Raw genomic sequence first — 26,939 nt, 5'->3', positions numbered from 1 at the left:
GGAGAAGGAGCAAGAAGGACGTGAAGAACATCACCATCACACTGCCCGAAGATGTTGCCCGGTGGCTACGGGTCAAGGCGGCCGAGGACGACCGGAGCGTCTCCAGGTGGATCTGCGAGCTACTGGAACGGACGCGCCGCCGAGAGGACGACTACGAGGTCGCGATGAAGCGTTACCTCGCTCGGAAGCCTCGCAAGATCGACTGGCCCGAAGGCCGCAGGCCCACTCGAGAGGAGCTATATGATCGCTCAGGTCTTCGTTGACACGAACATTTTCGTCTACCGGCATGATGAGAGCGATCTCACGAAGCAGGCTTGCGCCGAGGAATGGATCGCTTTCCTCGTGCGTTCGCGCACCGGACGCCTGAGCTTTCAGGTTCTTCAGGAACTCTACGTGACCCTCACCCGGAAGGGGCGTCTCGCGTTCGACCCCCCCGAAGTTCGTGAAATCGTTCGCGATCTCACTGCGTGGCGGCCGGTGGCGACCGATACACGGATTCTGGAACGCGCCTGGTTACTGCAGGATCGTCACTCCATATCCTGGTGGGACGCGCTCATCGTGGCCGCCGCGCAATCGTGCGAGTGTTCAATCCTCCTGACCGAAGACCTGCAGCACGGACATGATTTCGGCGGCCTCCGTGTGATCAACCCCTTCCGAACGAAGTCGGAGACGCCGGCCAGGATCATGGAGGCCCAGAGCTGCTGAAGAGCACCCACTCACGAAGGAGTCATCGATGCCGCGAGCGAACGCAGCGTGCCGGAACCGTTTCCTCTTCACCGCGGCGCTACTCGCAGTGAGCGTCCAGGCCGCCGGCTGCACCGGGGAGGGTGCCGCCCCCGCCGCCGAATCCCCGGCCGACGCCGGGGTCACGCCGCCCGTCGCGCGCGTGATTCCGGAACAACTCGAGACGCACGGGCACACGCGGATCGACAACTACTACTGGCTGAACCAGCGCGACAACCCCGCCGTCATCGAGTATCTGGAGGAGGAGAACGCCTATACCGGCGCCCTGATGGCGCACACCGAGGATCTCCAGGCTGAGCTGTTCGACGAGATCAAGGGCCGGATCAAGCAGACCGACCTCTCGGTGCCGGTGAAGGAGAGCGACTTCTTCTACTACAGCCGCACCGAGGACGGCAGCGACTACCCCATCCACGCCCGGAAGCGCGGGTCGCTGGACGCGGACGAGGAGGTCATCCTCGACGTCAACGCGTACGCCGAGGGGCACGACTACTACGCCGCCTTCCCCGAAGTCAGCACCGCGGGCGACATGATGGCGTGGGCCGAGGACACCCGCGGGCGCCGGATCTACACGATCCGGATCCGGAACCTCGACACGGGTGAGGACTACCCGGAGTCCATCGAGGGCGCCTCCGGCAACATGGTGTGGGCCGAGGACAACCGGACGCTCTTCTACACGAAGCGGGATCCGGGGACGCTGCGCTCGTACCAGATCTATCGCCACCGCGTGGGCGCCGATCCGGCGGACGACGTGCTCGTCTATCAGGAGGATGACGAGGAGTTCAGTTCACGCGTCCGGAAGACGAAGTCGAAGCGGTACATCGTCATCTCCTCCTCCCACACCGTCATGGACGAGCACCGCTTCCTCGACGCGACGGATCCCGGGGGCGAGTTCACCCTGTTCCTCCCCCGCGAGCGCGGACACGAACACCGTTTCGACCACCTCGGGGACCACTTCTACATCCGCACGAACCTCGAAGGGGCCGAGAACTTCAAGCTCATGCGCACGCCCGTGGCTGCGACGGCGACGGGCAACTGGGAGACGGTCGTCCCCCACCGGAGCGACGTCTTCCTGCAGGGGTTCGAGTTGTTCCGGAACTACCTCGTCCTCTCGGAGCGCGCGGGAGGACTCACCCGCCTGCGCGTCCGTGCGTGGGAAGGGGAGGAGCACGAGATCGCGTTCGACGAGCCGGCCTACCTGGCCTCTCTGTCCGCCAACCCCGAGCCGGACACGAACATCCTGCGTTACGGGTACACCTCTCTCTCTGCGCCGCGGGCCGTGTACGACTACGACATGTCCACCCGCGAGCGCACGTTGCTCAAGGAGGACGAGGTCCTCGGCGGCTACGACCGGACGGGCTATGTGGTGGAGCGGCTGCACGCCCCCGCCCGCGACGGCGCCGTGGAAGTCCCGGTGTCCCTCGTCTACCGGCAAGGTCTGGAGAAGGACGGCGACAACCCGCTCCTTCTCTACGCCTACGGCTCATACGGGGCGAGCATGGAGCCCACCTTCTCCTCCACCCGCCTCAGCCTCCTCGACCGCGGGTTCGTGTACGCGATCGCCCATATCCGCGGCGGACAGGAATTGGGCCGGGCGTGGTACGAGGACGGGAAGATGTTCAATAAGAAGAACACCTTCACCGACTACGTGGACGTGGCGGACTTCCTGGTCGCGGAAGGCTACACGAGCCCGGAGAAGCTGTTCGCCCGCGGCGGCAGCGCGGGGGGCCTCCTCATGGGGGCGGTGGTGAACATGCGTCCGCAACTGTTCCGCGGCGTGGTCGCGCACGTCCCCTTCGTGGACGTCGTGACCACGATGCTGGACGAGTCGATCCCGCTCACCACGTTCGAGTGGGACGAGTGGGGCGATCCGCGTGACCTCGAATCGTACCGCTACATGCTCTCCTACTCGCCCTACGACCAGGTGGAGCCGAAGGACTATCCGAACATGCTCGTCACGACGGGCCTCCACGACTCGCAGGTACAGTACTGGGAGCCCGCGAAGTGGGTCGCGAAGCTGCGCGCGACGAAGACGGACGAGAACCGCCTGCTCCTCAAGACGCACATGGACGCCGGCCACGGCGGCGGCTCCGGCCGGGACCGCCAGTACGAGGAACTCGCCCTGGAGTTCGCCTTCATCCTGGACCTGCTGGAGGAGGCGCCCTCTCCCCGCTGACTCCGGCCGGGCAGGCCGGACGCGACGGACCGTGCGCTAGGGCATCGATGCCTGGGCGCGCACCCACTCGACGGCGTCGCGGTGCGTGCCGAACCACACGCCCGGCTTCGACCGCATGTGCTCGATGAGTTCGCGCAGGATGACGATCCGCGAGCGGTGCCCGATGTAGTGCGGATGCATGGTGAGGAGGAACATCGTCCCCTCCTCGTACGCCACGTCGAACTCGTCCTTGAACACCTGCAGGACCTCGCGCGGGTTGGCGTAGCGGTCGCCCAGGGGATTGAAGAGCGGCGCGTCGTCGAGGATCCAGTCCACCGGGAGTTCGACGAGGCCCGTGGGCTGGCCGTTCGCGTTGATCTCGTAGGGCCGGTCGTCCGCCATGAGGGATGAGTCGTACAGGAAATCCATCTCCAGCAGGAGGTCGAGCGTCGCGTCGCTGAAGTTCCACGACGGGGCGCGGTAGCCGACCGGACGTTCGCCTATCAACTCGGTCATGCGTTCCACCGCCATGCGCAGGAGGCGCTCCTCCTCCTCGCGCGGGAGCGTCGCGTTGCGCTCGTGGATCCAGCCGTGGACCCCGATCTCGTGCCGACCGGAAGCCTGGATCATCCCGATCTGGTGCGGCGCGAGGGTGAAGCTGAGGGCGGGGCCGAAGAACGAGGCGGCGATCTCGTACTCATCGAGGAGGTCCACGACGCGGCCGAGGGCAACGCGGGAGCCGTATTCGCCCTGCGAGAGTCCGCCCACGTTCGTGTCGCCGTTGCGCAGCCAGACCGTCTCGTTGTCCACGTCGAAGGAGAGCAGCACGGCGACCCGCCCGCCGTCCGGCCATGAGTCCGGGTTGAGGTCGCGGCCGGCGCGCACCCGGTTCACGGCCTCGAACACCCGCGCCTCGGACCAGCGCCACGGCGGGTCGTCCGCCTCCTGAGCCGCCGTCGCCGTCGTTGGCGTCGCCCCGGCCGACGCCAAGCCGCACAGGACGAGCGCGAGCCCGCGAGAGATGTAGGATTGTGTGAGGCCGCTCATGAGGATGTCCCCCGTTTCAGTAGTCATCTCAACTCTGAAGGCTTATTTTAACCGCTTGCTCGTGAATCGGACGGTCGGCGCCGATTCCGTACGGCGCTGGGAGCCCGTCCCCGATTCGTGGGCTCGTCGCCGTGGTGTCGGCCCTCCCCGGAATATGGCGACGACGACACATGACGACTACGACAGCCGAAATCGGCACCATGGACCTCAGCGCGCACGGCATCACCGTCACCCGCATCAAGCGTAATCCTCCGGTGGAAGAGATCTACGCCGATGCCCTGAGCGGACGCGAACCCGGCGCGATCAAGGCGGCCAACGGAGCGCTCGTGGCCTTCTCCGGGGCCAAGACGGGTCGCTCTCCCAATGACAAGCACGTGGTGCGTGATCCGGAAACGGCGTGCGACGTGTGGTGGGGGCCGGTCAACTTCCCCCTCGAGCGCGAGAGCTTCCTGCAGAACAGGGCCCGGGCGCGCGCCTTCCTCAACCGGCAGGACCTTCTCTACGTCATCGACGGATTCGCGGGCTGGGATCCGGCCTGTCGGCTCAACGTCCGGATCATCTGCAACCGCCCGTATCACGCCCTCTTCATGCACAACATGCTCATCCGCCCCACGTCTGCGGAGTTGGCGGCGTTCGGCGAGCCCGACTTCGTGGTCTACAACGCGGGCCAGGAGGCGGCCGACCCGTCCGTGGAGGGCGTGACTTCGGGTACGAGCGTGGACCTCTCCTTCGCCGACAACGAGGCCTGCATCCTCGGGACCGAGTACGCGGGGGAGATGAAGAAGGGCGTGTTCACGATCATGAACTACCTCATGCCGAAGCGGGACGTGCTCTCCATGCACTGTTCGGCGACGACCGACCCGAAGACCGGGGCTTCCTCGCTCCTCTTCGGTCTGTCGGGGACGGGGAAGACGACGCTCTCGGCCGACCCGCACCGGCTCCTGATCGGCGACGACGAGCACTGCTGGACGGACTCGGGGATCTTCAACATCGAGGGCGGCTGCTACGCCAAGACGATCGATCTCTCCGAGGAGAAGGAACCCGACATCTACCAAGCGCTCCGCTACGGCGCCGTGCTCGAGAACGTGGTCCTGCGCGACGATGGGAGCGTGGATTGGTCGGACTCCTCGATCACCCAGAACACGCGCGGAAGCTACCCGATCGAGTTCATCGAGAACGCGAAGGTGCCGTGCGTGGCGGGGCACCCGACGGACGTGATCTTCCTCACGGCCGACGCGTTCGGCGTGCTGCCGCCGGTGAGCCGGTTGACGCCCGAGCAGGCCATGTACCACTTCATCAGCGGGTACACGGCGAAGGTCGCGGGCACGGAGGTCGGCGTCACGGATCCGGTGGCGACGTTCTCGCCCTGCTTCGGCGGGCCGTTCCTCGTGTGGCACCCAGCGAAGTACGCGCGGCTGCTGGCGGACCGGATGCGCGAGCACGGCGTGAACGTGTGGCTCGTGAACACGGGGTGGAGCGGTGGGCCGTTCGGAGTGGGCTCGCGGATCGATCTGCCCGCCACGCGCCGCATGGTCGACGCCATCCACGCGGGCGAACTGGCCGACGCGCCGACGGAGCCGGACCCGGTGTTCGGGGTCCATGTCGTGACGGAGGTGCCGGGAGTGCCGAGCGAGATCCTGCGGCCGCGGGCCACGTGGCCGGACGCCGCGGCGTATGACGAAAAAGCCGCCGATCTCGCCCGGCTCTTCCACGAGAATTTCAAGGGATACGAAGACGACTGTCCGCCGGAAGTGTGCGCGGCGGGCCCGGTGATCTAGAGGAGGAAGTCCGATGCGGCGACGCGATCTGATGTTGGCGGTGTGTCTGGCGGTTCTTATGGCCGGGTGTAGCAGCGGGGGGCGTGACGCGCCGCAAATGGCGGGCGCCTCCATGGCCGGCGCGACCCAGGCGGGGAACGGCGGTGGCAACGGGACCCCGCTGTACGGGAACCTGGGGCCGCACGCGCGCCCGATCACCACGCAGTCGGAGAAGGCGCAGGCGTACTTCGACGAAGGCCTCCTGTTCATGTTCGCCTTCGGGACATCGATCGCCGAGGAATCCTTCCGCGCCTCGCACGAGGCGGACCCGGAGTGCGCCTCCTGCTACTGGGGCGAGGCGTGGTCGCTGGCGCCGTATCTCAACGGCGGCATGTCCCCCGGCAACGAGCGTTCGGCCCACGCCGCCATGCAGAAGGCGCTGGAGCACAAGTCGAGTGCGACCGAGGTCGAGCAGGCACTGATCGACGCCTTCGCCGTGCGCTTCGAGGCCGACCCCGAGCGTTCCCGTCGGCGCATGCTCGACACGCTGTACGCGCGCGAGATGGACAAGGTCGCGGCGCGCTACCCGGATGATCTGGATGTGCTCACGCTGCAGGCCGAGGCTTGGATGCTCCTTCGGCCCCGCCGCGGCGATGTCGATCTCGAGGCGAAGGATGTGAAGAAGATCCGGCCCATCCTCGAGACCGTCCTGGCGCGCGACATCCGCCACCCCGGCGCCTGCCACCTCTACATCCACCTTGTGGAGGCGTCGCAGGAACCGGGCCTGGCCGAGGCGTGCTCGGACCACCTCGGCAGCCAGATCGCGGTGAGCCATATCCACCACATGCCGACGCACATCTACATGAACATCGGCCGCTGGGGCGACGCGGTGCGCGGCAACCAGCAGGCGTGGCATGCCGACCAGAAGGCGGAGCACGGCGGGCCTCCGGGGGTCTATCCCTCGCACAACCTGCACATGCTGCTCAATGCCGCCGTGATGGACGGGCAGAGCGCCGTCGCGATCCAGGCGGCGAAGGACCTGGCGGGACACCGCGGCCCGTGGGCGGCCTACATCCCGCTCACCTACGCCGCGTTCGGCCGCTGGAGCGAGATTCTGGCGGGCAGCGGCCCGAAATCGGACGAGCCCATGGAACTCGTGGCGTGGAGCTTCTCTCGCGGTCTGGCCTACCTCCGGATGGGGCACGTCGACGTCGCGCAGGACCACCTCGCGGAGATCGACCAGGTGCTCGACGACGCCGATCCCTCCGCCACCTTCCGCTACAGCCCGCTCGCCGACGTCGTCGCGCTCCCGCGCTCCATTCTCGCGGGAGAGATCCTGCACGCGCAGGGGAAGGCCGAAGAAGCCGTGGCGGCGCTCAAGCACGGGATCGAGAAGGAAGACGGACTGATCTACTCGGAGCCACGCGCGTGGCACATGCCGGTTCGCCACACGCTCGGTGCGATCCTGCTTGAGAACGACCGGGCCGCGGACGCGGAGCAGGTGTACCGCGATGCGCTCGAGGATCTGCCCAACCAGGGCTGGGCATGGTTCGGCCTCATGCAGGCGCTCGACGCGCAGAAGAAGACGGCCCAGGCGCAGGAAGCCCGCCGCGAGTTCGACCGCTACTGGGTCCGCGCCGACACCTGGCTGCGCAGTTCGCGGTTCTGAGATCAGGCGCGCCGAGCCGCCTCGCATGATCGATTTCTCGCCGCCCGAGAGCCCGTTCAGGATCGGCTACGACGGGGACTTCGACATCTCTCGGGCGGTAACGGCGCCGCCCCCCGACGCGCCGGCCGAGGCCGCGATGAAGAAGGGGCTGAAGCGCACGGTGCGCGAGGTCTCGCGGCTTCAGCGACGGCTGCACGCGCACCGCCACTACGCGGTGCTGCTCGTCTTTCAGGCCATGGACGCCGCGGGCAAGGACTCGACGCTCAGAGCCGTCATGACCGGCGTGAACCCGGCCGGATTCCGGATCAACTCTTTCGAGACGCCATCGAACGAAGAGGCGCGGCACGACTTCCTCTGGCGCACGACGCGCCGGCTCCCGGAGAAGGGCCGGATCGGGATCTTCAACCGCAGCTACTACGAGGAAGTGCTCATCGTGCGGGTCCACCCCGAGTACCTCGAGCGGCAGAAACTCCCCCGGCGCCTGCCGATCATGGAACGGTGCGAGGAGCGCTACCAGTCGATCCGGGACCACGAGGCGCACCTCGCGCGGAACGGGACCGTGATCCTGAAGTTCTGGCTCAACATCTCGAAGGAGGAGCAGGCACGCCGCTTCCTGCGACGCATCGACCGCCCTGACAAGAACTGGAAGTTCAGCCGCGCAGATATCGAGGAACGCCAGCATTGGGACGACTACATGGCCGCCTACGAGGACGCCATCAACGCGACGGCGCGGCCCTGGGCGCCGTGGTACGCGATCCCGGCCGACTCGAAGCCGTACATGCGCCTCGTCGTAGCCCAACTGGTGCGAGACCAACTCGCCACCCTCGACCTCACCCATCCCGCGCTACCCGAAGACGAGCGCGCCGAACTCCAGGGTTACCGCGACCACCTCACCGCCGAACTGTAGCGACGGTGACCTCGCCGCTTCGGAGTCTCGCGTCGGAACTTCGCGCGGATGCCGTCTCGGCGAAGGCCGTTCCGGCGCTGGCGGCCGGCTTCACCTCGGGCCTCGCCCTGCTCGTCGCCCAGGTCGCCTACGCGAGCCTGATATTCTCGGGGCCGTTGGCTCCGTATGCCTCCCAGGGCGTCGGCCTGGTCCTGTTCGGCAACTTCGCCGCCTGCTTCATCATCGCCCTCGGGGGAGGTTTTCGCGGGGCGATATCGGGGCTGTCTCCCGCGCTTGTGATCGTGATGGCACAGGTCGGCGCCACGATGGGCGCCGAAGGCGACGCCCTGTTCGTCACTACCGCTGGGGCGCTGGTGATCGGCGCCGTCGCCACCGGCGCGGGCTTTCTCGTGATCGGGCGATACAGACTCGCCAACCTGGTGCGTTTCGTCCCCTACTCGGTCGCGGCCGGTTTCGTGGCCGGCATCGGGGGCGCCGTGTGCCTGGCCGCCATGTCGCTGATGGGGGTGGCGTTGGACTGGACCGCGCTTCCGGCGCTCGTGCAGCCGCCGGAACTTTGGAGGTGGAGCCCCGGCGTGGCGTTCGGCATCGCCCTGTACCTGGCGATGAAGCGATGGGGCCGTCCGCTCATCCTGCCTGTCGGCGTCACGTTTGCCGTGGGTGCATATCATCTGGTGCTCGCCCTCCTCGGCATCTCAGGAGACGCGGCCAGGGGGGCGGGCCTGCTGCTGACGAGCACCTCCGAAGCGAGCCTGTGGCCAACCCTCGGGCCCGCGGACCTGGCGTATGTGGACTGGACCGCGCTGGCCATGCAGTTCCCCGCCGTGCTCATGCTGGTGCTGATCGCGCTCATCGTCGTGATCATGAATATCGCCGGCCTCGAGATGGCCGCGAACCAGGACCTGGACTGGAACCGCGAGTTCAGGGCGACGGGGCTCGCGAGCGTGGTGGCAGGCCTCGGCGGCGGCACCCCCGCGAGCATCATCGTGCCCGCGTCGTTGCGCAGCAAACTCTTCGGGGCCGCCACCCGCCTCACCGGGATCGTCGCGGCCCTCGTCATCGCAGCCGCCCTGTTTCTGGGCGACGGGATGCTGGAGTTGATCCCGGTATCGCTCGTGGGAGGCATTCTGGTCTTCGCCGGCCTCGGCATGCTGGACCAGGGGCTGGTGAGAAGCCGAAGGCGTCTTCCCTGGACCGAGTACGGCGTCATCGTGGTGATCGCGGGCGTCACCGTCGTGTTCGGGCTGTTCGAGGGTGTGGGTATCGGGATGGTGGCCACCCTCGTGTTCTTCGCTGTGCGCCTGAGCCGCGTGGACCCCGTCAGATCGCGCTTCACGGTGCGGGAACGCCGGAGCACCAGGGCGCGTTCGGTTCCGGATCGCGTCATCCTCCAGGAGGAAGGCGAGCGTGTACTGGGGTGGAGCCTGCGCGGTTATGTCTTCTTCGGAAGCGTGTATTCTCTCGCCGATGACCTCAGGGAGTCGTTGAGCGCCGACCCGCGTCCCGCCTGCGTCATGCTGGATTTCACGGACGTCTCCGGGTTCGATCTCTCGGCGGTGAACGTGCTTGCCAGGTTCGCGCAGTCGGCGAACCGCGCCGGTGTGAAGGTGGTCCTGAGCGCCCCGTCGCAGCAGGTGAGGGCCGGGTTGAAGCGCAACCTGCCCCCCGCCGAGTTCGCCGCGCTGCGGGTCGAGCCGAATGCGGACGGCGCGCTCGAACACTGCGAAGACATCGTCATCGAAGAGTGGAAGGCGACCGCAAGCATGGCTGACGAGCATCGCGCCTCGATCCTGGAGCGCGCCGCCGATGACCTGGACAGCCTGTTGGAGCGGCGCACCCGTTTCGAGGACCTGATGGACGAGCTTCGAAGCTGGTTGAAACCACGCCACTACGCCGAGGGAGAGGCTCTGGCTGGTGTGGGTGTTCCGAGCGAGGGCCTGCAGTTGGTGACGTCCGGCCAGGCTTCCGCCCACGATGCCGCGGGCACGCGCTTCCGTCAGTACGGCCCCGGCGATGCCATCTGGCCGGTCGACCCTCTCGACGCGGAGTCGCCTGCGGTGAGCGCGGACAAGTCCTGCGAGACGATGGTGCTGACGCCCGCTGCCCGGCGACAGCTGGAGGAGCAGGAGGAGCGGCTCGCGTTCAAACTGTACCAATACCTGCTGGCCGGACGCTTCGAAGCCGGGCCGGCAACCCGCTGACATCGCGGCTCTCGGGCGGCGGCTCCGAATCGAACTCGTGTAGAACCGCGCGGTTCAGCGGATGATGGGGCCGCCGGTTCGGTTGTCGGGGACGAAGCGGTTGCGGGCCGGCATGTGGGTGTCGACGACAGTGGCGGCGTCGACCACCGCGTCCGCGGGCAGCAGGTCGTTGAAGTAAAGCATGGCGCCCACGACCGCGTAGACCTCCTCGTCCGTCATCGTTCCAGGAAGGTCGAAGGGCATGGCGCGGCGGGTGTAGTCGAACAGCGTCGTCGCGTAGGGCCAGTAGTTGCCGACTGTGGAACGCAGACTGCGGTCGTTGGCGAATGGGAACTCGTCTCCCGGTATTCGGCCCGCGATAATGTCGTTCGGCCCCTCACGCCCGGTCGGCCCGTGGCAGAGGATGCAGCGGTGCCGCTCCCAGACTTCGAGCCCCTCCGCGACAGTGCCCTGCCCAGGCGGCAGGCCCGCGCCGTCGGGGCCGATGTCGATGTCCCACGCGGCGATCTGCGATTCCGTCGCGGGCGTGCCGAAGCCGTACACGGGCTCGGCCGCGCCGGCTCGCCCCGTAACCTGCTGGTCGTCGCCGGAGGCGATGGTCACGGTCATGGAGCTGTCGGCGGATTCGGTCGTCTGACCGCCCTCGTCCGCGCCGCAGGCCGCCAGCCCCGGCATGAGGGCCGCCAGCGTCAGCAGCCGCGAGACCACCTTGGCGCCGCTCATACCGGCGCGAACTCGATCGAGCCGTCACTCGCCACGCGCCACCCGCGGATCGCGTTGGAGTGGTAGCGTGTGCCCGGCCCGCGGGCGTCGAGCACCTGCTGGCGGACCGGCTGCGTGTAGCCCGTCTCGTCGGTCGCGCGGCTCAGCAGGTGCGCCGGGCCGCCGTCCCACTCCCACCCGTAGCGGAACCGGGTCGTACACTTGGGGAGCACGGGTTCCTGAAGCACCGCGTCGTGCCAGGAGTCGCCGCCGTCGGTGCTCACCTCCACGCGCTCGATCAAACCCCGGCCGGTCCAGGCGTAGCCGGCGATCTCCACGAATCCGGGCTCCGACAGCCGACGCGGATAGGTCGGATACGTGATGACCGACTTCGCGTCCATCACGAACGAGAACTGCCGCGCCGTCCCGTCCGGCAGCGGATCCGTGTACTTGGAGGTCTCATCCCGGAACATGGAGGGGCGATCGGAAAGCTCCAGCCTCCGCACCCACTTCACGCTCGCGTTGCCCTCCCACCCGGGCAGGAAGACCCGCGCGGGATAGCCCTGCTCGGGCCGGATCGCCTCGCCGTTCTGGGCGTAAGCGATCATGGCGTCGTCCCACGCCTTTTCCATCGGGATGCTTCGGCCCATGACCGCCGCGTCGGATCCCTCGGCGAGGAACCACGTCGCGTCGGCGTGCGCCCCCACCTCCTCGAACAGGGTCGAGAGTGCAACGCCGGACCACTCGCTCGTGCTCAGGAGGCCATCGATCGATTGCGGTGTGTTCTGCGGGTTGGGCGAAGGGGCGTACGCGCCGCCGCCGTTCCCCGAGCACTCAATGAAGAGGAGCTTCGAGACCTGCGGGAAGCGCTTCAAGTCCTCGAGCGTGAAGAGCGTCGGCCGATCGACCATGCCGTGGATCAGCAGCCGGTAGCGGGCCGGGTCGATCTCGGGGATCCCGTGATGATGCCGCTCGAAGTGGAGATCCGCCGGCGTCATGATCCCGTGCAGGTCCTGGAGCGGCGTACGAGACGAGCCGCCCATCGACCCGGACAGAAGCTTCTCCGGCGTCTCGTGCGGAGAACGCGACCCCACCACGACGGGACGCGCGCCCGGAACCTTCGTCGGGTCCGGCGCGTCCTGCACCAGTCCGCGCGTTGCGCCGGCCGTGATCGCGCCCCCGGCCGCCGCCGCGGCTCCGGCGATCAGCGCTCGCCGCGTGAGTCCGGAACCCTCTTCTCGATCCTTCACGTCGCCTCCGTTTCCGTCGATCTCATTCTTCACGCTCATGCCTCCAGGCGCCGACCACAGTTGCCGCGTTCAGGGCGGGCAGCAAGACCATGTGGTAAGGCCGGCCAACCGGTCCTCACCGGGACGCGTGCCACTCCTGCAGGATCTCCGCCTCCCGCTCCGCCGAAAGTCCCGACCGCAGCTCTGCCTGGCGCTCGGGCGTCCGGGAGAAGTGGAAGTCCAGCGTCGCCTGCGTCGTGTCGGCCAGCGAGCGGAACGTGAGCCCGTGCGCCACCTCGTTCGAGAGGTCGAAGCGCGCGAACCCCTCCGAGCCGGGCGTGGGCGGGCGCCACACCGGCATCTCGGCATAGGGCCGCACGCCGCGCTCGGCGAGGAACTCGCGCGGCACCCACGTGAACGTCGTCTCGGCCGTCGTGACGGCGCGAATCCCGTACAGGAGTTCCGCCATCGGCCGCGGCGTCGCGGGACCGATGAGGTTGAAGATGCCGGTGTGCCCCTGATCCGAAGACAGCGCCATGAAGTCCCCGAGGTCGCGCACATCGATGATCTGCACCGTGTCCGTCCCGTCGCCGGGAGAGAGCACCTCGCCACCGCGGTGGATCCGCACCGGCCAGTAGGTGAAGCGGTCGGTGGGGTCGTCGGGTCCGATGATGAGGCCCGGGCGGAAGATCCCGTAGCGGTCGGGAAAGAGCCGCATCACCTCGCGCTCGGACTCCGCCTTCGCGAGGCCATAGGGCAAGTCCGTGATGTCGGCGGTCGCGCGATCCACGCCGGCCGTCTCGTAGGTGTACGAGGGGACCGCGGCCGTCATCGGCACCGTGGAGTGGCTCGCGTAAGCCGAGCGGGAGGAGACGTAGTAGAAGTACTCGACCGAGTCGCGCAGGAACTCCCCGATGCTCGTCACCCAGTCGGGACGGGCGGTGGAGTTGTCGACGACGACATCCCACGTGCGGCCGCGCAACGACTCGAAGTCCCCGTTGCGGTCCCCGACGAGTTCCTCGACACCCTCGAACATGCCGGGTCGGCTGCCCCGGTTGAAGATCGTGATCTCGAGTCCCTGGGCGAGCGCCGAACGCACCTGGTAGGGTCCGATGAAGCCGGTCCCGCCCAGGATGAGCAGCTTGCCGCCGCTACCCGACGCCTGAGGGGTGGCACCCGGGCCGGAGCATGCGACGGCCGGAACCCCGAGACCGAGGGCGCCGCCGGCCGCGGCGGTGAGCTTGAGGAAATCGCGCCGGGTCGGCTCGGTGGTCGGATCGGTGGTGCGCTCGGTGGACATCGTGACTCCTCTTCCTGATTTCATCGTCTCGCCGTCGTTCGTGTGGCCTGTCTCAGTTCGCGGTGCCGTCGAGCAACTCGAAGATCCGCAGCACCGCGACCGGATTCGCGCCCGGCCCGGCGATGCCGCCGAAGTTGTCGGCGTGCGCCGTGAGGTCGATCCGCGCCGCGGCATCCTCCGGGCTCACCCCCGCGCCGTGGAGCGCGACGGACTGGTCCCAGAGGTCCCGCAGGTAGGCCTGCAGGTGGTCGATCCGCTCACGCTCCTGGTACGGGTCGCCGTGCCCCGGGATGATCCAGTCGAAGTCGAGCGCTTTCACGCGGTCGAGCGTCTCGATCCACTCATTCACGTAGCCGTCCCCCATGTACGGGAGGCCGCCGGTGAGCATGTCTCCGGTGATGATCACGCGATCGTCGGGAAGGTAGACGATGACGTCGCCCTCCGTATGCGCGCGGCCGAAGAAGTGGAACTGGATCTCGCGTCCGCCCCGGTAGAGCGTAAGCCGCTCCGAGAGGGTCGTGTTCGGGGGCGTGGGGACGACCTCCTGTAGCTGCGCGTAGTACGTCCGCTGACCTTCGAGCGTCGCCTCGAGTTCCGCCCGCGCGGCCTCGTCGGTCAGCGTGTCGAGGGTTGCCTCCATTTGCGCGATCCGCCCGGGGATCGAGCCCACGAAGAGTTCGTAGGAGCGACCGGAGTTCGACCGGCCTGCCGCGATCGCCGCCCGCGTCGCCTCGTGGCTGATGATCTCCACCTCGGGCGGATAGACCTGGTTCCCGTGCGCGTGGTCGAAGTGCCAGTGCGTGTTCGCGGCGTAGCGCACGGGCCTGTCCGTAATCGAGCGCAGATCCTCCACGAGCGCGTTCGCCGCCGCGGGAGAGATGTGGGAGTCGACGAGCAGCACGTCCGCCTCGTTCACGACCACGCCGGCGTTCGATCCGACGACGAGATCGCTCGCGCCCTGCGCGTGGTACACGCCGGGCACGACCTCCGTGAACTCGAAGTGGGCCGCCTCCGTCGGCGCGGCGTCGCCCCCTTCGGCTCCGGCGCCGTCACCGCCTCCGTCGGGTGCGCAACCGGCATGGAGCCACGCCCCCGCGAGCAGGACGGCCGGAATCACGCTCCGACGACGGATCGCTCCAGTGTCCAGGCGTTCAAGTCGCTCTCGCCTGCCAGTCATTACAGCCTCCCCGTGCGCGAGATAAGCCAAGGTTCGCAAGATGTCGGGGGAGTCGATTCGGGAACAGACATCCTACGTGCCGCCGAGGCCGAGCCGGCCGCGAAGCCCTGCCACATAGGCACGGACCTCGCGCTCGACGTCGCTGATTTCGTCATCGCTCCCCGCGACACGGCTCGCACCGCCACCCGCCTCCCGAAGTTCGGTGTAGAGTTCGATGGCCGCCTCGAGCGCGGCCGCGCTCGCCGCGGAGTCCGCGCCTCCAACCGTTTGTTCGAGATCGGTCGCGAAGGCGGGAAGCCGATCCTCGATCCGGCGTACGCCGGTAGCGTCCAGGCCGGCTCCGAGGAACGCCAGCGGCGACAGTACGTGCGCCCGCAGCATACCCAGCCCGTCCAGCCCCTCGAAGATCTCCCCGCGCTCGATCTTATCGGCGATATAGTGCGCCCAGATCCAGAAGCGCGCCTCGATCCAGGCCGGATCCGCGCTCGGGTAGCGGGCCTCCCCGCGGGCTAGCGCGGCGCTCATCCGGCCATCGCGCTCCCACAGGACGACCGGATCCTCGACCCGTTCGTGCATGTCGTCGAGCGACACAAACTTGAGGTCCACGTGCAGGAGCGGAGGCCCGTAGAGGCAGACGAGCAGGCGCGGTTCCCCCACGTGCTCCCCCGTGAACCCGGCAAGAAACGACGGATGGAGTTCGGCGGCGATCGCCTGCTGACGGTCGAGGATCTCCGGCCAGGCCTCCGGTTCCACCGCGAGGACGAGGTCGAGATCCGAGAACTCGTCGATCTCCCCCGCGATGAAGGAACCGCCCGCCGACAGGCCGACTAGTCCATCGACCCCCGAGGCCGCCGACAGCGCGTGCTCGAGGAACGACCGGTGCCGGACCGGCAGCGACCGCAGGCGGTCTCCGAGCCCGGGGCCGTGCTCCCGCCTCCCCATCGCGTCAGCCGCTGATCTCGTGCGCTTCGCCGGCTCCACGCGGCACCCGGATGCGATCGACCAGCCGCTGCACGTCGGGCGGAGGCGCCGGCGTGAACCGCGACACGACGCTCGCAACCGCGAAGTTCACCCCCATTCCGAGCGCCCCGATGCCCTCGGGTGAGATTCCGAACCACCAGTTCTCCGCCACGTTCGCCGCCGGGTTCACGAACTTGAAGTAGACGATGTAGGCGGCCGTGAGCGTGATCCCGCACAGCATGCCCGCGATCGCCCCCTCACGGTTGAGCCGCTTGGAGAAGATCCCGAGGATGATGACGGGGAAGAACGACGACGCCGCGAGCCCGAACGCGAACGCCACCACCTCGGCCACGAAGCCCGGCGGATTGACCCCCAGATACCCCGCCACGAGGACGGCTGCCCCGGCGCTGAAACGCGCCGCGACCAGTTCTCCCTTTTCGCTGATGTCCGGCCGCCAGTTGCGCTTGAGCAGGTCGTGGCTGATCGTCGCCGAGAGCACGAGCAGGAGTCCGGCCGCCGTCGAGAGCGCCGCCGCCAGCCCGCCCGCCGCCACCAGTCCCACCACCCAGTTCGGCAGCCGGGCGATCTCCGGGTTGGCGAGCACCATGATGTCGCGGTCGATCGTGAGTTCGTTCCGCACCGGCGAGCCGCCAGCATCGACGGCCTCCGGGCCCACGTACTGGATGAGTCCATCCCCGTTGTGGTCCTCGTACGTGATCAGTCCCGTCGTCTCCCACTTCGTGAACCACTCCGGCATCTCCGCGTACGGCTGTTCCGTCACCGTATTGAGCAGGTTCGTCCTCGCGAACACCGCCACGGCCGGTGCCGCCGTGTAAAGGAGCGCGATGAACACGAGCGCCCAGCCCACGCTGATCCGCGCGTCACGCACTCTCGGCACGGTATAGAAGCGGATGATCACGTGCGGCAGCCCCGCCGTCCCCACCATGAGCGCGGCCGTGATCGCGAGCACGTCGAGCGTCGATTTCGTCCCGTCCGTGTAGGCCGCGAAGCCCAGCTCCTCGTGCAGGCCGTTCAGCCGGTCGAGCAGAAACGTCCCCGTCTCCTGCTCCGCCCCCCCAAACCCGATCTGGGGAATCGGGATCCCCGTGATCATCATCGACAGAAAGATCGCCGGCACCATGTACGCGAAGATGAGCACGCAGTACTGCGCGACCTGCGTGTAGGTGATCCCCTTCATCCCCCCGAGCACCGCGTAGAAGAAGACGATGCCCATGCCGATGACCACGCCCCACACGATGTCGATCTCGAGGAAGCGGCTGAACACGATCCCCACGCCGCGCATCTGGCCCGCCACGTACGTGAACGAGACGAAGATCGCGCAGATCACGGCCACGACGCGCGCCGTCTGCGAGTAGTAGCGCTCGCCCACGAAGTCCGGGACGGTGAAGGCGCCGAACTTCCTCAGATACGGAGCGAGGAGCAGCGCGAGAAGCACGTAGCCGCCCGTCCAGCCCATGAGGTAGACCGAACCGTCGTACCCGAGGAAAGAGATGATCCCGGCCATGGAGATGAAAGAAGCGGCCGACATCCAGTCCGCCGCCGTCGCCATCCCGTTCGCGAGGGGATGGACCCCCTTGCCGGCCACGTAGAACTCGCTCGTCGAGTGGGCCCGCGACCAGATCGCGATCCCGATGTAGAGCGCGAATGAGATTCCGACGAGCGTCGCCGTCCACTGGAGAACCGTCATGCCGCGCCCTCCTCGTCACGCTCGTCGACGTCGAACTCCCGGTCGAGCCGGTTCATGAGAACCACGTAGACGAAGATGAGGACGACGAAGATGTAAATCGCCCCCTGCTGGGCGAACCAGAACCCGAGCGGGAAGCCGGTGCCCGGGATCCGGACCGTGTCGAGCCCGTCGGCGAACAGGATGCCCGCGCCGTAGGACACCAGGGCCCAGATCGCGAGGAGGATCCCCACGTAGCGGAGGTTGCGGCGCCAATACGCCAGATGGTCGCGGCCTGCTGCGGGTCGATTCATGGGTCTCCCGGCGTGCGAGTCCGAATTGCGCCTTACGACTTCACTTCGGCGTCGCCCAAGGCTGCGGCGCGGCTCGTCGGTGCGCCAGTGTCACCCCGCGCGTTCCCACCCCCGCTACCAGAAGACGCCGAAGACCAGCCACGCCGAGACCACCGCAAGAAGTCCCGTGTAGAGGGCCGGGCTGGCCAGCAGCGGCACGCGCCCGCTGAACGGATGGAGCCGGACCGGGTCCAGTGCGCCGGAACTCTTCGCCAGCCATCCGCCGCCTCCGCGGGATGACACCGCGCCGGGGACGGCAGCCGCACCCGTCGTCCCGCGCCAGCGGGGGTGGAGCGCCGCGACGGCGCAGCCGACCGCCGTGAACGCAACCGCCCACACGAATGCCTCCCACTGTCCGGTCAGCCAGGATGGCAGCCAGGCGATGTCGGCCACCTCCCGGTCCACGAAGCCCACGACGCCGTACAGCCCGCCCGTGGCGAGACCCGTGATCCCCACGCGGCGGTTCGTCCGCGTCACGGCCCCGACCAGATAGACGATGAGCAGTGGCGTGACGAAGACCGAGGTGACCGAGCGGAAGGCGGCGAGCATCGTCGGCGCGCGCAGGATCAGCGGCAGGTAGGCGAACCCCAGCACCAGGATCGCGACGGTCGCGATGCGCCCCACTCGCAGGTAGTGGGCGTCGTCGCGCTCGCGTGAAATGAAGCGCGCGTAGAGGTCCCGCGTGAAGACGGCCGACATCGACGAGCCCATGGAATCGAAGGTGCTCACCGCGGCGCTCACGACCCCGGCCACGACGAGTCCCTTGGCCCCGATTCCCAGATAGGTGGAAATGAGGTGAGGGTACATTTCGTCGGGCCGCGCCAGGTCCGGGAACTGCGCCCGCCCGAACAGCCCGACCATGTCCGTGAAGAGCAGGACGACGAGACTCACGCCGACGCCCAGCACACCGGCCATCTTCATGTCCCACAGCGAACGGGCGCCCATCATGCGCTGCGTCGAGGTGTGGCTCACCGTCCACCAGCCGGACGAGATGAGGACCCACGCGACGAAGATCACCGCCGGCGATGTGGTCCCGTCGCGTCCGCGGAACGCACTTACGTGGACCAGGTCCGCGCCGGCGAGGCCCGGAGCGAGCCCCTCGGCCGCTGTCCCCAGACTCTCCAGTTGCGCGATCATCGCGTCCCACCCGCCGACGGCCTGCCACACGGCCACACACACCGCGAGACCGCCGGCCATCACGAGCACGCTCTGCAGGACATCCGTCGCGACGACGGCCCGCAGCCCGCCCACGGCGGTGTAGACGCCAGAAAGGACGACGAGCGACACGATCAGCACCCAGGACAGCCCCGGCTGCAGCCCGCCGACCCCGACCAGGGTCAGATGGACAGCCCAGATCATGAGGCCCAGCACGGAGGTCCGGTACTGGATCTGGATCAGGGCGCCGAGGACACGCGTCCCCGGACCGAAGCGGTGCTCGAGGTACTCGGAGTTGGTGTACAATCCGGCCCGATAGATCGCGGGGACGATGACGAAGGTGGCGATCGTGACGCCGATCAGACCGCCGAACGTGTGCGCGGAGAGGAAGTGCAGGCCTTCGCTTGCGATCGTCCCCGTGGCCGACACGAACTCCGAGTTGTCCATGTTCGTCGCGAACAGCGACAGGCCGACCGCCCACCAGGGCAGCGTCCGCGAACCGAGGAACCATTCGGCGCTTGTAGCGGTTCCGCGCGCGCGCCGGAGGCCGTAGGCGATGATCGCGCCGTTCAGTCCGAGGACGATCAGCCAGTCGAGGGTGGTCAACGGGAGGGGAGCCGCAGGTGCGACGGGTACGCGGCCGTGTGGAGGACCGTGTTCCGTGCCGTTTGCATGCGCGTGCCGGTCCCCACATCCTCTCCCGTATTGAGGTTGCGGGTGAAGCGGGGGAAGCAGCTGCTCGTCACCTGCAGGCGAATCCGATGGCCCGCCCGGAAGACGTGGCTCATCGGGTAGAGCCGGACCCGGAACTCGGCCGCTTCGTTCGGCTCCAGGAGCTCCATCCGCTCCAGTCCGCCGCGGTAGCGCGCGCGCAGGATCCCCTCCGTGAGAACGAGGGATCGCCCGGCCGGATCGACGTCCGTCACGCGCGCCACGAAATCGGTGTCGCGGGCCGAGGACTCCGCATAGAGCACCAGTTCGACCGGTCCCGACACTTCCAGGTCGTCCTCCAGCGCCGACGAGGTGTAGACCAGCACGTCGGGCCGTCGCTCGATCGGAGCCTGCTCGACGGGACCGCCCCGCATCGGAGTCTCGGCGTGGGTCGTGATCAGGCGCGAGGACAGGTTGCCTCCCAGGGGAAGGCACGGGATCGCGCGGGTCGTACTCGAAGCGGTCGGGCGGCTCATCTGCGGGAGGTTGCCGCCCAAGCCGTGCGTCATCGTCGTGGTTCGCGCGGCCCCGGCTGTGCAGGTACCAGGGCACGATTCCCATCCCGGGGGGCGGCCACTCCGTGCCGTCCCGCCAACGGTTGGCGCCCGTCGTATACCAGCGGAGCGGTGGAACTTCGCTGATCCCGTCGTCCACGCCCCGGAGTTGCCAGTCGAACCAGCGCCGCTCCTCCTCGCGGACGTCGACGTATGCGTCGGGCCCGAAGGGGAGGTCCCCGACCGTCCTCGCCTCCGGGACCTCGTGCGACCAGGGGCCGATCAGACTCCGGGTCTCGGCCCGCGCCCGGGGCGTGGCCGCCTCGGTCCGCATCCCTTCGTGGATGCGCAGCAGGGAACCGGGATACGCGTCGTACCAGCCCCCCTGCTGGAACGCCGGCGCCGTCACGCGCTGGTATTGGTCCGTGATCCTGAGCCGACGCCAGTATTCGTCGCGCGTCGGGTGCTCGAGCCACTCTCGCCAGTACGGGATCCGGCGCCCGATCGCGCGCTCGTCCATCTCGATGATCGGGAGGTGGGACCAGAACTTCGCATTCTGGAACAGGCGGGCGCCCTGCGCGCCCGTGACCGTCGCGAGGTTCGTCTCCCAGATCACGGCGGCGCCGAGCGAGAGCAGCAACTGGAAGGCGCCGCCGAGATAGTGGCAGTCGCCGAAGTGGTCGTCGCAGATCACGTGTGGGGCCATGCAGGTGAGATGGGGGCTCGCGAGCGGCGCGCTCAGCCACTGCGTCAGGCCACCGTAGCTGCGCCCCCACATTCCGATCTTCCCGTCGCACCACGCCTGGGCCGCCACCCACTCGAGCGTGTCGTGCCCATCCTCGATCTCGGGCAGGTAAGCGTGGAAGATGCCCTCGGACTCGAAGCGCCCGCGGCAGTCCTGGACCACGAAAGCGTATCCGCGCTCCGCCCACCCGATGCCGTCCTCGATGAACACGTCCCGTCCGCTCTCGTACGGCGTGCGCGTGAGGATCGTGGGAAAGGGACCCCCGGAGGCGGGCAGGTAGACATCCGCGGACAGCCGGACGCCGTCGCGCATCCGGCCCCGGAGTCCGTGCAGCAGCCGCACCTCGCTCCGGCCGCCAGACGCCGTGCCCGTCACTGAGTCGGACACTTAGACAGGGATGGCGGCGAGGACCTCAACGGGTTCGGCACGCACGGTGTAGTCGGGGTCGGCGGATGCGTACACGATCGTTCCGTCGCGGTCGATGACGAAGGTGGACGTCAAAGGGAGTTCCCACGACTCGTCGCCGTTGAAGCGCGCGAGGTCGATGCCGAGCTTGTCGCGGTAGAGCCTGCGCAGTTCTCCCTCGACCCTGAACGTCAGCCCGTAGTCACGCGCCACCCCCAGCCCGAGGTCGAGCAGGACGTCGAACTCGATGCCGTCTTCCTCGATCCAGCCGCGTGCGAACTCGGCGAGTTGCGGAGAAAGCGTGACGAGGCGCGCGCCTTTCGCCTCGATCTCGGGCAGAACCGACTGAAGAGCAACCTGCTCCTCGCGGCAGTACGGTCACCAGCGCCCACGGAAGAAGCTCAACACCACGGGGCCGCGCTTCAGCAGCGTCTTCAGCCGGATCGTGGGGCCGGCCACGCTCGGGCGGGCAAAGAGCGGTGCGCGGTCGCCCACGCGGGGAAGACGATCGAGGATTCCGGACCCCCGCAACGCCTCCGTGCCGGCGTCCATGACCGCGGTCAGGGCGGCCGGACGCGCGGCCTCCTTCTCCGTGCGCATCTCGGCGAGTCGCCGGCAGAGCGGTCCGGTCACCGGACCCCCTCGTCTGCTTGCCGCGTCTTCAAGGCGTGCCTGCCTGGAGACGACGATCCCAGAAGTCCAACTGGTCCGCGCGGAGGCCCGTGCCCGTTTTGATCGTCGGGCCCAGCACGAGGTACGTCTCCGCGTCGCGCTTGTAGGCCGGCCACGGCGGCAACCCCGGGCCGTTGGGATCTCCGTTCGCGGCGAAGTTCACCCAGTAGGAGGACATCGTCCGTGCCAGCCGACGGTCGGCGGCTTCCCGGGCGCCGGGGCCGACGTTGCCGAACGCGTACACGATCTCCGCTGCGTGGTACGACTTGAGATAGTCCTTCGCGGGTCCCGGCGGCTCGTGCGTGAAGTAGTAGAGCCAGGCACCCTCGCCGGCGGCTTCCGAAGCACGCGCCCACGTCCGCATCTGGATGCCGAACAGGGCGTCGCCGCGGCTCCGCATGAAGGCGTCGAAGATCTCGGCTTCCTCGCTCACGGGGTAGGCGTCGACGAAGCTCTCCGCATCTTCGCCCACGCGCCCGGCGACCCACTCATGCCACGCCTCCAGCGTCTCAGGCACGGACCTCGGGGACGAGAGCGAGGTCATTTCATCGGCGTTGAAGCCGACGAGCACCGGGACGTTGTTGTGCGTCCCCTCGGCGAAGGCCGTCGTCACGTCGGTCGGGAGCACCCAGCCGTCCACGTTCTCCGCCGTCCTGAAGCCGCGTCCGGCCGGCGTGGCGAGCCCGGCCATCACGCTGGCGGCGGAGAGCTTCCGCATATCCTCCAGGGTCTCCGCCCCGAGTGCCTCGAGAAACGCCGCACCGATCTCCTCGGCGGAACGGCCGCCCTCCGGCGCCTCCGAGAGACGCATCATCGGACCGAACCGCCCCCCGCTCTGACCGATCGCGCGGTGGAAGAGTCCCGCCGCCAGCGGCGTCGCCATCAGCGTGTTCACGCTCCAGGAGCCGGCCGACTCGCCGAAGATCGTGACGCGGTCCGGGTCTCCGCCGAACGCCGCGATGTTGTCGCGCACCCACTCGAGTGCGGCGACCTGGTCGAGGACCCCGTAGTTGCCGGAGGATCCGTGCTCGGACTCGGCGCTGAGGAGCGGGTGGGCGAGATAGCCGAACGGCCCGAGCCGGTAGTTGATCGTGACCACGACGGCGCCCTTCGCCGCCAGCGCCGTGCCGTCGTAGATGCCTGTGGAGCCGGAACCGCGGGTGAGTGCGCCTCCATGGATCCAGACCATGACCGGCCGGCGCTCGGACGCGTCGGCGGCCCCGGTCCAGACGTTCAGGTACAGGCAGTCCTCCGCGGTCGGGGCGGGAGGACCTCCGAAGAACGAGCCCGCGCCGTACGGCGTCTGCATGCACTCCGGTCCGAAGCTGTGCGCCCGCAGCATGCCCTGCCCCCACGCCTCGACTGGCTGCGGCGGCTTCCAGCGGCGGTCCCCCACAGGAGCGGCGGCGAACGGAATCCCCTTGTAGGAGCGGATACCGTCTGCCATGACGCCGTCGACGTTCCCCTGGGCGGTCTCGACGCGGGTGTCCTGCGCGTCCAGCGGCGCCACGAAGAGACCGGCGGAAAGCCCAGCGAGGATCCCGACGAGGAAGGTGAGAGCCAGGGTGCCGGCTGAGCGGCTGCTGGAGTCACGACGCATTCGGCGCTCCGGATCAGGGCGGCGGACGCGGGCCCGGCCTGGGCTTCCGCAACTCGACCGCAACTTCGGACTGCAAGGTGTAGCGGCTTACTGGGGCTCGCCAGCGTGAGGAAGGGAGTCGCCGCCGGAGGGCGGCATGTCCCCGTCCCAGCGGAATCGCTTGAGCGAGATGCGTCCCCACTTGTCGAACTTCACACCCTCGTTCGCCAGCAACTGGTACTGGATCATCTCGGAGTAGGAGTCGCCGCGGGGACTGATCTCGCCGCGCGCGTTGATCACGCGGTGCCAGGGGAGCGGGCGGTCGGAGGCATAGAGCGCGTAGCCCACGAGACGGGCCTGCCCTCCGAGGCCGGCGAGTTGCGCGACCTGCCCGTAGGTGGCGACGCGGCCGGCGGGAATCCGGGCGACGACGTTGCAGATGCGTTCGTGGAGGTCGGAAGCCATCGGTGTCCCGGTTCTCTCCCTCGTCAGGCGGCCGCGCCGGAGCGTTCGTTACGGTGGACCCGGCCCTTCCAGTTCCACCACTTCAGGAGTTCGGCCTCGGGACCCTCCGTCTCGGCGAAGTAGACCGCGCACCGAAACACATAGAGCACGCACGGATCCATGCGGACGCCACGTTGCGCGGAGAGTCGCTCGTAGAGTTCGTTCGGGTCACGTCCCTCGAGGTCCCGGACCCGGCGGACACCCAGTTCCGTCAGGTCGCGCGCGATGCTCGGCCCCACGCCCGGAATGGTCTGCAGGTCCTGCGTCTCGATTGCGGCGGATTTCATGGTCACTCGCTCGGTGGCTGGGCGTCGTGTCATCTTCCGGGACATTGTCGAACGCGTGAATCTTGGGGGGCAGGAACCGATGGACAAATCCCGGCTTGGACCCGGTCTCGCACTGGCGGTCGCACTCGCCGGCTGTACCGGTCACGATGGCGCGCCCGAGACCCGCGTCGCCGCCGGCGGGGGCGGATCGGACGCCGCCGCCGCCCTCGACCGATTCGCGCCGGATCCGGCCGATCCCTACACGGCGCCGGAAGCGGAGTTCGAGGTGCGGGTCGAGACGGACCTCATGGTCGCCATGCGGGACGGGGTTCGCCTCGCGACGGATCTCTATCTGCCGGTCGAGCCCGCGGACCGGGGTGACCGCCTCCCCGTGGTCATGATCCGGCTGCCGTACGACAAGGCGACCTATCGGGCCGGCGCGATCTCCCCGGCGCGGTTCTTCGCGGGGCAGGGATACGCCGTCGTCGTCCAGGACGTACGCGGAAAATATGCCTCGGAGGGGGACTACCTCCTCTCCGCGGCGGACCGGGAGGACGGCTACGACGCCGTCGAGTGGGCCTCGACCCGGCCCTGGTCGAACGGGAAGGTGGGGACCTTCGGCTGCTCCTATTTGGGGGAGAACCAGACCCAACTCATGACGCAGCGCCACCCGGCGCACGCCGCCGCCATCCCCTTGGCGGCAGGCGGGTCGGTCGGATCGGCCGGCGGACGCTACGGCTACTTCGGCATCTTCGAGGGGGGCGCGTTCGGGCTCTCCGCGAGCTTCGGCTGGTTCCGCGGCAACGGACGAAAGCGGCCGGGAGGCGAGGCGCCCCCCCCGGTGGAGGCGTTCGCCGCCCTCCGCGAACTCCCCACGGTCGACCTCATGCGGAAGTACGGTCCCCCCGACCGGGACACGGACTGGGAAGAGGTGATGAGCACGCCGCTCACCGACGAATGGTGGGACCGGCTCGGCTACCTGAGCGACGCCGACCGTTTCGACACGCCGGCGCTCCACGTGAACTCGTGGTACGACCTGGGCGCCAACGAGACGCTCCAGCAGTGGAGGATGATGCGGGACAACGCGGAGAGCGACCGGGGCGGCGCGCACCAGTACGCCATCCTCTCCCCCACCAGCCACTGCATGTCCGAGCTGGCCACGGAACACACGGTGGTCGGGGACGTCGACTTCGGGGACGCCCGCCTGCCGTACCGTTCGCTCTACCTGGCCTGGTTCGGCTACTGGCTGAAGGGCGTGGACAACGGCATCACCGACATCCCGAAGGTCCACTACTACGTGATGGGCCGGAACGAATGGGCTTCGGCGGACACATGGCCGCCCCCCGGGGCCGTGACGACGCGCCTCTACCTCCGCAGCGGAGGGAACGCGAACACGAGGCTGGGCGATGGCGCCCTGTCGGCGGAGGCGCCCGGGGACGAACCTGCTGACCGATTCGTCTACGACCCGGCGGACCCCGTCCCCTCCCGCGGCGGATCCGTCTGCTGCACCGGGAACCCCGCCGACCAGCCGGGCGCGTTCGACCAGTCCGATATCGAGGCACGCGAGGACGTGCTCGTCTACACCGGCGATCCGGTCGGGGACGGCGGCCTCGAGATCGCGGGCCCGCTCGAGGCTCGGCTCTACGTGAGTTCGAGCGCTCCGGACACCGACTTCACCGTGAAGCTCCTCGACGTCCACCCCGACGGACGGGCGATCAACCTCGTCGAGGGCATCATGAGGGCGCGCTACCGGGACGGATACGAGGCACCCGTGATGATGGAAGAGGGGGAGGCCTATCCGGTTCGGGTGGACCTTCATTCGGTCGCGCACTGGTTCGCGCCCGGCCACCGCGTGCGGATCGAGGTCTCGAGTTCCAACTTCCCCCGCTTCGACCGCAACCTGAACACGGGGGGCAACAACTATGACGAGACGGAATGGGAGATCGCGGAGAACATGATCCACCACGCCGGAGACCGGGCATCGCACATCGTTCTGCCCGTTGTGGAGGGGATCCGATGACCCGTTCCGGACCCTCGATTTCCCCACCCTCTACTCCCGGACCTCCGCCCGGCCACCGTCCCGACCTCGATGAAGCGGTCGAGACCTGGTCGAGCATGAACGATGCGTCGATCCTGCGCAGCGTCGCGGCCGTCATCCTGGGCTTCGTCGTGCTGACGCTGGGCTCGGTCCTCACCGGCCGGCTGCTGCTGTCGCTCTTCGGTGTCGAACCGGAGGCGAATCCGGGCGCCGCGTTCATCTTCACGAGTCTGGGCGTGCGCCTCGTGGTCACCGTTCTGGCGGGCCTTCTCACGGCTTGGGCGGCTCCCCGCGCGCCACGCCTCCACGCCGGCGTCCTGGCGGCGATTCTCGTCTTCTTCAGCCTCGCCTCGCTCGCCGGCCTCTCGATGTCGGGCGATCCCTACGGACCGGCATGGTATCCCATCGTGATGCTCGTTGCGGGTCCCGTCGGCGTCCTCGCGGGCGGGCTTCTGCGTCCTCGCCGACGCTGATCATGGTTCCGGGAA

General features: G+C 68.4%; 22 protein-coding genes and 3 pseudogenes. 9 read left to right on the top strand and 16 right to left on the bottom strand.

From position 1 onward, the window contains the following. Positions 1-20: 20 nt before the first annotated feature. From ACOOGH_RS13100 to ACOOGH_RS13090, 3 genes are read left to right on the top strand one after another with little or no spacing between them, the layout of a single operon-like run. Complete coding sequence (locus tag ACOOGH_RS13100) at positions 21-263, top strand: hypothetical protein (protein WP_420449331.1); 243 nt, start codon at positions 21-23, stop codon at positions 261-263. Beyond that, on the top strand, positions 241-705 hold the full coding sequence (locus ACOOGH_RS13095) for a PIN domain-containing protein (RefSeq protein ID WP_420449330.1): 465 nt from the start codon (positions 241-243) through the stop codon (positions 703-705). Before ACOOGH_RS13100 ends, ACOOGH_RS13095 begins: the two co-directional genes overlap by 23 nt. Before the next feature lie 28 nt (positions 706-733). After that, positions 734-2,917 (top strand): S9 family peptidase, encoded by a 2,184-nt coding sequence (locus tag ACOOGH_RS13090; protein WP_420449329.1) that lies wholly within the window; start codon positions 734-736, stop codon positions 2,915-2,917. A 36-nt stretch (positions 2,918-2,953) separates the two neighbouring features. Here ACOOGH_RS13090 and ACOOGH_RS13085 read toward each other — a convergent pair whose 3' ends face one another. Continuing rightward, positions 2,954-3,970 carry a polysaccharide deacetylase family protein gene (locus tag ACOOGH_RS13085; protein ID WP_420449328.1) on the bottom strand — a complete coding sequence of 339 codons (1,017 nt, stop codon included), beginning with the start codon at positions 3,968-3,970 and terminating at the stop codon, positions 2,954-2,956. A gap of 143 nt (positions 3,971-4,113) precedes the next feature. Here ACOOGH_RS13085 and pckA point away from each other — a divergent pair, with 143 nt between their 5' ends. The 4 genes from pckA to ACOOGH_RS13065 are packed head-to-tail and all read left to right on the top strand — an operon-like array spanning position 4,114 to position 10,477. Beyond that, on the top strand, positions 4,114-5,721 hold the full coding sequence (pckA, locus tag ACOOGH_RS13080) for a phosphoenolpyruvate carboxykinase (ATP) (RefSeq protein WP_420449327.1): 1,608 nt from the start codon (positions 4,114-4,116) through the stop codon (positions 5,719-5,721). A 13-nt stretch (positions 5,722-5,734) separates the two neighbouring features. Continuing rightward, the gene (locus ACOOGH_RS13075; protein ID WP_420449326.1) at positions 5,735-7,369 is read left to right on the top strand and encodes a hypothetical protein; all 1,635 of its coding nucleotides are present in this window, start codon (positions 5,735-5,737) and stop codon (positions 7,367-7,369) included. Positions 7,370-7,394: 25 nt separating this feature from the next. Continuing rightward, positions 7,395-8,276: a PPK2 family polyphosphate kinase gene (locus ACOOGH_RS13070; RefSeq protein ID WP_420449325.1), complete on the top strand. Its 882-nt coding sequence runs from the start codon at positions 7,395-7,397 to the stop codon at positions 8,274-8,276. Between the two features lie 5 nt (positions 8,277-8,281). Further along, the gene (locus tag ACOOGH_RS13065; RefSeq protein ID WP_420449324.1) at positions 8,282-10,477 is read left to right on the top strand and encodes a SulP family inorganic anion transporter; all 2,196 of its coding nucleotides are present in this window, start codon (positions 8,282-8,284) and stop codon (positions 10,475-10,477) included. A 54-nt stretch (positions 10,478-10,531) separates the two neighbouring features. On the opposite strand, the gene ACOOGH_RS13060 is transcribed toward ACOOGH_RS13065, so the two are convergent. The 15 genes and pseudogenes from ACOOGH_RS13060 to ACOOGH_RS12990 all read right to left on the bottom strand — a co-directional run bounded on the left by ACOOGH_RS13060 (position 10,532) and on the right by ACOOGH_RS12990 (position 24,434). Continuing rightward, positions 10,532-11,200 carry a c-type cytochrome gene (locus tag ACOOGH_RS13060; RefSeq protein ID WP_420449323.1) on the bottom strand — a complete coding sequence of 223 codons (669 nt, stop codon included), beginning with the start codon at positions 11,198-11,200 and terminating at the stop codon, positions 10,532-10,534. Continuing rightward, entirely contained in the window at positions 11,197-12,468 is a 1,272-nt protein-coding gene (gene soxC / locus ACOOGH_RS13055; RefSeq protein ID WP_420449322.1) for a sulfite dehydrogenase, read from the bottom strand. Before soxC ends, ACOOGH_RS13060 begins: the two co-directional genes overlap by 4 nt. Before the next feature lie 76 nt (positions 12,469-12,544). Beyond that, positions 12,545-13,732, bottom strand: a complete 1,188-nt coding sequence (locus ACOOGH_RS13050; RefSeq protein WP_420449321.1) for an NAD-dependent epimerase/dehydratase family protein — start codon at positions 13,730-13,732, stop codon at positions 12,545-12,547. Between the two features lie 28 nt (positions 13,733-13,760). Next, positions 13,761-14,885, bottom strand: a complete 1,125-nt coding sequence (locus tag ACOOGH_RS13045) for an MBL fold metallo-hydrolase (RefSeq protein WP_420449320.1) — start codon at positions 14,883-14,885, stop codon at positions 13,761-13,763. Between the two features lie 72 nt (positions 14,886-14,957). Then, positions 14,958-15,827, bottom strand: a complete 870-nt coding sequence (locus ACOOGH_RS13040) for a hypothetical protein (protein WP_420449319.1) — start codon at positions 15,825-15,827, stop codon at positions 14,958-14,960. Between the two features lie 4 nt (positions 15,828-15,831). Then, positions 15,832-17,553 carry a sodium:solute symporter family protein gene (locus ACOOGH_RS13035; protein ID WP_420449318.1) on the bottom strand — a complete coding sequence of 574 codons (1,722 nt, stop codon included), beginning with the start codon at positions 17,551-17,553 and terminating at the stop codon, positions 15,832-15,834. Beyond that, a complete protein-coding gene (locus ACOOGH_RS13030; RefSeq protein WP_420449317.1) occupies positions 17,550-17,843 on the bottom strand; it encodes a DUF4212 domain-containing protein in 294 nt (97 codons plus the stop codon). Before ACOOGH_RS13030 ends, ACOOGH_RS13035 begins: the two co-directional genes overlap by 4 nt. Before the next feature lie 114 nt (positions 17,844-17,957). Further along, positions 17,958-19,535 (bottom strand): annotated as a pseudogene (locus ACOOGH_RS13025) (sodium:solute symporter family transporter); the annotation flags it as partial. Between the two features lie 104 nt (positions 19,536-19,639). Further along, complete coding sequence (locus ACOOGH_RS13020) at positions 19,640-20,122, bottom strand: CocE/NonD family hydrolase (RefSeq protein WP_420450127.1); 483 nt, start codon at positions 20,120-20,122, stop codon at positions 19,640-19,642. Positions 20,123-20,180: 58 nt separating this feature from the next. After that, positions 20,181-21,299: pseudogene (locus ACOOGH_RS13015) on the bottom strand (CocE/NonD family hydrolase); the annotation flags it as partial. Positions 21,300-21,374: 75 nt separating this feature from the next. Then, a pseudogene (locus tag ACOOGH_RS13010) lies at positions 21,375-21,758 on the bottom strand (redoxin domain-containing protein); the annotation flags it as partial. A gap of 12 nt (positions 21,759-21,770) precedes the next feature. Then, positions 21,771-22,025: a hypothetical protein gene (locus ACOOGH_RS13005; RefSeq protein WP_420449316.1), complete on the bottom strand. Its 255-nt coding sequence runs from the start codon at positions 22,023-22,025 to the stop codon at positions 21,771-21,773. A 28-nt stretch (positions 22,026-22,053) separates the two neighbouring features. Further along, positions 22,054-23,664 (bottom strand): carboxylesterase/lipase family protein, encoded by a 1,611-nt coding sequence (locus ACOOGH_RS13000; protein ID WP_420449315.1) that lies wholly within the window; start codon positions 23,662-23,664, stop codon positions 22,054-22,056. 87 nt (positions 23,665-23,751) lie between these two features. Next, a complete protein-coding gene (locus ACOOGH_RS12995) occupies positions 23,752-24,108 on the bottom strand; it encodes an MGMT family protein (RefSeq protein ID WP_420449314.1) in 357 nt (118 codons plus the stop codon). A 23-nt stretch (positions 24,109-24,131) separates the two neighbouring features. Then, positions 24,132-24,434, bottom strand: a complete 303-nt coding sequence (locus ACOOGH_RS12990; RefSeq protein ID WP_420449313.1) for a helix-hairpin-helix domain-containing protein — start codon at positions 24,432-24,434, stop codon at positions 24,132-24,134. Between the two features lie 79 nt (positions 24,435-24,513). Between ACOOGH_RS12990 and ACOOGH_RS12985 the strand changes: the two genes are divergently transcribed. Beyond that, positions 24,514-26,433, top strand: a complete 1,920-nt coding sequence (locus ACOOGH_RS12985) for a CocE/NonD family hydrolase (protein WP_420449312.1) — start codon at positions 24,514-24,516, stop codon at positions 26,431-26,433. Continuing rightward, positions 26,430-26,924, top strand: coding sequence for a hypothetical protein (locus tag ACOOGH_RS12980; RefSeq protein ID WP_420449311.1), 495 nt, complete (start codon positions 26,430-26,432; stop codon positions 26,922-26,924). The genes ACOOGH_RS12985 and ACOOGH_RS12980 overlap by 4 nt, the downstream gene beginning before the upstream one ends. Positions 26,925-26,939 lie beyond the last annotated feature (15 nt).

This window comes from Candidatus Palauibacter sp. (assembly GCF_965213655.1).
Lineage (GTDB): Bacteria > Gemmatimonadota > Gemmatimonadetes > Palauibacterales > Palauibacteraceae > Palauibacter.
Note: the sequence above shows the minus strand (reverse complement) of the source record. Positions and strands in the feature narration are given on the sequence as shown.